The organism is Denitrobacterium sp. (genome assembly GCF_056180635.1).
Genome location: NZ_JAZZJS010000031.1, coordinates 1 through 5194, shown reverse-complemented (window position 1 = coordinate 5194; position 5194 = coordinate 1). Strand labels below are relative to the sequence as shown.

General features: G+C 61.9%; 5 protein-coding genes. 4 read left to right on the top strand and 1 reads right to left on the bottom strand.

The window, feature by feature from the left end:
* Together glpK and AC04P6_RS02765 are read left to right on the top strand one after the other, a co-directional pair.
* On the top strand, positions 1-1389 hold a 1389-nt coding region (gene glpK / locus AC04P6_RS02770; RefSeq protein WP_475565064.1), incomplete at its 5' end, for a glycerol kinase GlpK.
* A gap of 111 nt (positions 1390-1500) precedes the next feature.
* Positions 1501-3030: a putative ABC transporter permease gene (locus AC04P6_RS02765; RefSeq protein WP_475565063.1), complete on the top strand. Its 1530-nt coding sequence runs from the start codon at positions 1501-1503 to the stop codon at positions 3028-3030.
* A 74-nt stretch (positions 3031-3104) separates the two neighbouring features.
* Here AC04P6_RS02765 and upp read toward each other — a convergent pair whose 3' ends face one another.
* Complete coding sequence (gene upp, locus AC04P6_RS02760; RefSeq protein ID WP_475565062.1) at positions 3105-3758, bottom strand: uracil phosphoribosyltransferase; 654 nt, start codon at positions 3756-3758, stop codon at positions 3105-3107.
* 119 nt (positions 3759-3877) lie between these two features.
* On the opposite strand from upp, the gene rpiB reads away from it, so the two are divergent.
* Together rpiB and AC04P6_RS02750 are read left to right on the top strand one after the other, a co-directional pair.
* Complete coding sequence (gene rpiB / locus AC04P6_RS02755; RefSeq protein ID WP_475565061.1) at positions 3878-4312, top strand: ribose 5-phosphate isomerase B; 435 nt, start codon at positions 3878-3880, stop codon at positions 4310-4312.
* 125 nt (positions 4313-4437) lie between these two features.
* A partial coding sequence (locus tag AC04P6_RS02750; protein ID WP_475565060.1) for a serine hydroxymethyltransferase occupies positions 4438-5194 on the top strand: 757 nt, incomplete at its 3' end.

Sequence of the window (5194 nt, the reverse complement as noted above, 5' to 3'; positions counted from 1 at the left end):
CTTTCCACCCAGCTTTCGGTGCTGCGCGACGTCATGGACGCGTTCGATGTGAAGCCAGCCGATGTTGATTCCATCGGCATCACGAACCAGCGTGAGACGACGGTGTTATGGGACCGCCATACGGGCGAGCCCATCGCGCCTGCCATTGTGTGGCAGTGTCGACGCACGGCGCCCATCATCGAAGAGCGCTGCTCGGCTCCCGAAATGCGCGAGCGCATCGCGGCAACGACGGGTCTCATTCCCGATGCGTATTTCTCGGCCAGCAAGATTACCTGGCTGCTCGACAACGTCCCTGGTGCGCGCGAGGCCGCAGCTGCGGGCGATATTCTCTTCGGAACGATCGACACGTGGCTCGTTTGGAACCTCACGGGCGGCAAGGTGCATGCGACCGACTACACGAACGCGAGCCGCACCATGCTGTTCGACATTCATGCGGGCACGTGGAGCGATTGGCTGTGCGAGCTGTTCGATGTGCCCATGGCCATGCTCCCCGACGTGCGCCCGTCGTCGGCGAGCTACGGCGTTACCGCGTCGAGCGTGCCGGCTGCCTCTTCCGCGTCGGCATTTCCGCTGCCTGCCGTACCCGAGGGTATTCCCATCTGCGGCGTTGCGGGCGATCAGCAGTCTGCCCTGTTCGGGCAGTGCTGCACGCGCCCTGGCGACGCGAAGAACACGTATGGCACGGGCTGCTTTCTGCTCATGCATACCGGCTCCGAGGCCATTCGCTCGAAGAACAACCTCGTCACCACCATCGCGGCAAGCGAGCCGGGGGTGCAGGGTCTGGAATACGCGCTCGAGGGCAGCGTGTTCATGGCAGGTGCGCTCATTCAGTGGCTGCGCGACGAGCTGAAGATGATAGGCTCCGCATCGGAAAGCGAGCAGCTCGCGCGAAGCGTCCCCGATACCGCGGGCGTTTATATCGTGCCGGCCTTTACCGGCTTGGGCGCACCGTATTGGGACGCGCAGGCGCGCGGGGCCATCTACGGGCTCACGCGTGGCGCGAACCGCGCCCACATCGTGCGCGCAGCGCTCGAGGCGCTGGCGTACCAGGTGAACGACCTCATGACGAGCATGGTCGCCGATGCGGGCGTTCGCGTGGAAACGCTGTCGGTCGACGGTGGCGCCGCGCGCAACGATTTCCTCATGCAGTTCCAGGCCGATATCCTAGGTTGCAGGCTCGTGCGCCCCGCGAACGCCGAGACCACGGCTGCGGGCGCGGCGTACTTGGCGGGCCTGTGCACGGGCTTCTGGAGCGACATGGACGAGATTCGCAGCAAGCGCGTGATCGAGAATGTCTATTCGGCGCAAATGGATGCGGTAACCCGTGCGCGGCTGGTGAGCGGCTGGGCTTCTTGCATCGAGCGCACCCGCACGTCAGGGGCGAATTAGGGGTCTTGCAGCTAGTGCGTGGAGCCTCAATATGCTATTGTGAAGGCATCATTAATCGACGGGGATTATTTGGGAGTGCGCAGGGGAGTTCGCTGCGGGCAAGGGGGCGTCATGGCTGAAGTGGAAAACGCTACGCATGCCGAAGAAGAATGGGTCCGCGAGGGTCGTGTTGCCCGTGCGCACATTACGCAGAAGGCACAGCTCAGCGCCGCGGAAGCCGTTGCCATGGCCGGCATTGCCATGGAATCCGATGCCATCGCCGATGCGGCGCTTCGCGATGGAGCGCGGGCGCAAGAAGGGGGCAATCGCGACGAAATCCGCGAGGCGCGTGAGAAAGAGCGCGCTGCTCGCAAGAAGGCCAAGGCCGACCATCGCGCCGCCACGCGCGCTGCTCGCCAGGCGTATAACGACATTAAGTTCAGCGCTCCGAACAAGCTAGGTTTCATGCGCTTCGTGCAGGTGGTTTTCGCGCTGCACATCCTGTTCACGCTCCTGGCGCTCATCATGTCGTCACGCGACACGGTGGTGTACAGCTCCCAGAATATCGTCGAATGGTTCATGGTGGTATTCGAGGGCGTCGCGTTCTGGCTCTTCGTGAACCGCTACAAGATAACGCGTCCCTTCGTGATCTGCATGTCGATCTTCGCGATGGTCGGTCCTTCGCTCTACGACATCATTTCGGGGCATTTCTCGCTGGCCCAGATTCTCTTCGGGTCGCCGTTCTATTTGTTCCTCATCTTCTACTTCGCGTTCTCGAAGCGCGCGAAGGCCACGATGGTGAACGACCTCTCGCTGCGCAGCTCGGAGGTTTCCAAGAAGGACGAGTTCGTCGTCAATCGCCGCGGCTGGCCGTTCGTGCGCAACCTCATCATGTACTTCGTCGTGTTCTCGGTGCTGGGCCATTGGATGGAGGCCGGCATGTGCCAGTTCATCCGCTTGGGCCTCGTGCAGGGCGAATACGACCCCACGAACACGATGCTCTGGCGCGACTGGCTCTATCCGTTCCCGATGGAGGGCGCGGCAGTCGTTATCATTGCGCTGGCGCTGTATCCGCTGCTGCTGTGGCTGAAGAAGAAGTTCAAGAACCGTATCGTCCCGTACGTCATCAGCTTCGTGGCGAACGCGCTCGTGTGTTCGATCATCGAGTTCACGATGGGGCTCATCGTGAACGCCGATTTGCAGTTGTGGAACTACAGCGACAACTTCGGCAACATCATGGGGCAGGTGTGCCTGCAGAATGCCCTTGCGTTCGGCGTGGCTGCCTCGGTCATTACGTGGTTCGTGTATCCGCTCATGGAACGCTGGCTCGCGCGCGTACCTCGCGACATCATGAACATCGCGTTCGTGGTGGTGTTCGTCTTCGGCGGCATTCTCTGGTCGCTGTACCTCATCACGCCTCCCGAAGACAACATTGTTGATACGTACAGCACGACCGTGCAAACCGACCAGCAGCAGGACGACCGCGATTCCTTCCAGATGATGTTGGCGCTCGAGTCGGGCTACGTCGATGGCCTGGAGGAAGAGGTGAAAAGCTCGCAGGTGCTCACCGACGAGCAGAAGGCCGCAGCGCTGCAGAAGATCGCCGAAATGCGCGAAGATTTGCAGGGCACTGCCGATGCGCTCGACGTGGAGCTCGTCTAGCAGCTCGTTCGCGCAATAAGAAAGGGGCGACCTCCCGCGTGGAAGTCGCCCCTTGTCGCGTATGCGGGTTAGCGCTATTTCGTGCCGAAGATGCGGTCGCCGGCATCGCCCAGACCGGGGACGATATAGGCGTCGTCGTTGAGGCATTCGTCGATGGCGCAGGCGTAAATCTGCACGTCGGGGTCGGCGTCGAGCACGGCGCGCACACCTTCGGGAGCGGCCACGAGCACCATGAGCTTCAGGCTCTTCACGCCCTGCTCGCGCAGGTAGCGGATGGCATCGATGGACGAACCGCCCGTGGCGAGCATCGGGTCGACCACAAGCACGTAGCGGTTGGCGATGTCGTTGGGCAGCTTGCCGTAGTACACGTGCGGCACGTGCGTTTCCGGGTCGCGGTACATGCCCAGATGGCCGATGTGGGCCGAGGGGATGAGCTCAAGCATGCCGTCGACCATGCCCAGGCCGGCGCGCAGAATGGGGACGATGGCAACATCGTGACCCGCGTCGACGCGATGGCCGGTGGTCTTGCAGATGGGCGTTTCCACCTCGACTTCCTCGAGCTTAAGGTCGCGCGTGGCTTCATAGCCCTCGAACAGGGAAAGTTCCTTAACGAGCGTTCGGAATTGGCTGCAGGGCGTATCCTTGCTGCGCAGGATCGCGAGCTTGTGCAGCACCATCGGATGGTCGACGACGGTTACGCGCGGGCCGAATTCTTCGAGCACAGTCATGTTAATACCTTCCTGTTTGGACTGATTGCTGGTAGTAGTATACCGCGCGTGTCTATAATGGCGGCGTGAACAGACATATGCGGCGTCTGCTGCACCGTATTAACGAAGGGAATGCGCACATGGTTATCTCGATGGGCTCCGATCACGCCGGCTTCGAGCAGAAGGAACAGCTGAAGGCATACTTGGTTCAGCAGGGTCATATGGTGCTCGACCGCGGGTGCGATAGCGAAGACCGCGTCGACTATCCCGATTTCGCGCTTCCCGTTGCGCAGGACGTCGCCCAGGGCGAAGCCGAACGCGGCGTGCTCGTGTGCGGCACGGGCATCGGCATGGCGCTCGCTGCCGACAAGGTTCCCGGCATCCGCGCTGCCAACATCATCACGCCCCAGTTCGCTGCGCTTTGCCGCGAGCACAACGACGCGAACGTCATCACGCTTTCCGGCCGCTTCGTCGACTTCGACACGAACTGCCAGATCCTCGACACGTTCCTCTCCACCGAATTCGGTGGCGGCCGCCACGCTGGCCGCGTTCAGAAGATCATGGAACTCGACTAGCCCCACACTATCTATATTGTGCCCCGCTGCTCTCACTGTCTATGTGTAGTAGCCGATATCGGGGTTTCCATTTCGCGCGGGAGTGCTAGCATGGCACGCGTACTATTTCGAGCGAAAGGAACGCCATGCCATTTCAGTTTGTAGACAAGACTGATCCGCAAGTTGCTGCCGCTATCAGCCAGGAGCTGTCCCGTCAGCGCGGTACCATCGAGCTCATTGCTAGCGAGAATATCGTTTCACCTGCGGTAATGGAGGCCATGGGCAGCGTGCTCACCAACAAGTACGCTGAAGGCTATCCGGGCAAGCGTTACTACGGCGGCTGCGAGAAGGTCGACATCGTGGAAGACCTCGCGCGCGACCGTGCCAAGGAGCTCTTCGGCGCCAAGTTCGCCAACGTGCAGCCCCACTCGGGCGCTCAGGCGAACTACGCCGCATACGCAGCCATCATCAAGCCGGGCGACACCATCCTGGGCATGAGCCTCGACAACGGCGGCCATCTCACGCATGGTTCCCCCGTGAACTTCTCGGGCAAGCTCTACCACGTCGAGGCCTATGGCGTGGGCAGCGACGAGCGCATCGACTACGACGCGCTGCAGGCTCAGGCCGAGGAAGTGAAGCCGCAGGTCATCGTCGCTGGCGCTAGCGCGTATCCGCGCGTCATCGATTTCGAGCGCATCGCGCAGATTGCCCATGGCGTTGGCGCGTACCTCATGGTCGACATGGCTCACATCGCTGGCCTGGTTGCCGCGGGCGAGCATCCCAGCCCCGTGCCCTACGCCGATATCGTCACCACCACCACGCACAAGACGCTGCGCGGCCCCCGTGGCGGCCTCATCCTCACCAACGACGAGGCTCTGGCGAAGAAGATCAACAGCGCCGTGT